This is a genomic window from Streptomyces sp. WAC05292 (genome assembly GCF_003949955.1).
Classification (GTDB): domain Bacteria; phylum Actinomycetota; class Actinomycetes; order Streptomycetales; family Streptomycetaceae; genus Streptomyces; species Streptomyces globosus.
On sequence record NZ_RPSE01000731.1, the window covers coordinates 1 to 1,294 of the forward strand.

General features: G+C 79.9%; 1 protein-coding gene. It reads right to left on the bottom strand.

The genetic code is table 11. The features are described from left to right. Positions 1-148: 148 nt before the first annotated feature. The coding region (locus tag EF903_RS32695) for a protein phosphatase 2C domain-containing protein (protein WP_125548546.1) at positions 149-1,294 on the bottom strand (1,146 nt) is incomplete at its 5' end.

A 1,294-nucleotide genomic window follows, 5' to 3' on the forward strand; every position in this document is an offset into this window, starting at 1 on the left:
CGCCCCCTACTGCACGAGGGTGAGGAAATCTCCCACCCCGGGAGCAGGCGGCCCCACCGGCCCACCACCGCCACTGGACGGAAACGACCGGCGAACCGCGCACCGCACGCCGGGCCCGCGGCGGCCGGCACCGCGCGGCGGGCTCCCCTCACCCCTCCCAGACGGCTGCAGCGGTCCGGTCGTCGGCGTATCCCTTGACCCGTAGCTGCGTGTCGGCGAGGAAGGCCGCCAGGCCCGGCGGCTCGGGGTCGGACCAGCGGGCGGCGAGTTCGGCCGGCAGGAGTTCCTCCTCCCGCAGCGGGTCGGCGAAGCCGCCGGAGCAGAGCAGCAGGGTGTCCCCGGGCCGCGCGACGGCGGCCCGGAACCGGAAGGCCGGCCCGGCATCCGGGCCGGGCTCGGGGTCGGCACCGGCCGCATCCGCATGGTCGAGGTCTTCCCACGTCCCGCCCCGCAGCCGGAAGACGCCGCCGGGGCCCGCGCCGAAGCAGACGCGGGTCCGGCACTCGGGGTCGATCGGCAGCAGCAGGGCGCGCAGCCCGGCGGTGTAGGCCTCCTCGGGATGCCCGAGTTCGGCGGCGCGGGCCCGCAGCCGGCCGTACCCGCGGTCGGTGAGCCGCTGGAGGCCGGAGCGGAGGGCGTCCCGCCGGCCGGAGCGGATGTCGTCGGCGAGCCGGTGCCGGCTGCGGCCGACGGCCGCGCCGATCCAGTGGCACAGCTCCGCGGCCGCCTCGGCCGCGCCGGCGGCGGCGCGGTCGCCGCCGGCGAGGGCGACGAGCACGAGCGCGTCGTCGCCGGTGCCGAAGCGGGCGGTGAGGAGGAAGTCCCGGCGGGCCTCGCCGCGGTAACGGGCGGAGTCCCCCCGCACGGAGGCGGCCCGCAGCGTGCACACACCGTGCCGGGCGCCGTCCAGGACGGTGTCGGGGACGAGGTCCTCGAGTGCCCCGGGGTCGGCGAGCGGCAGCGCCCCGGGCTCCGGGGCGTACGTCGGCGCACGGTCGCCGAGGTGCCGCACGGTGGGCCGATCGGGGTTGGCCGCGCCCGAGCCGGGAGCGCCCGGGCCGATCGGGGCACCGGGCGCGGCGGCAGGGGGCCCGGCAGCACCGGACGGACGGTCCTCCGCCCGAGGGCCGGCCTCAGGCGGCACGAGCCGGGGCGGCGGCGAGGCCGGCGGAGGGGTCGGCACGGGAGGCACGATGACGTCACCCAGGCCGTATCCGGTGCTGCCGTTCTCCCGCGGGTCCCGCGGCCGGAGCCGGTCGGGCGCGGCACCCTCCGCAGGGCCGGCGGACGGCGG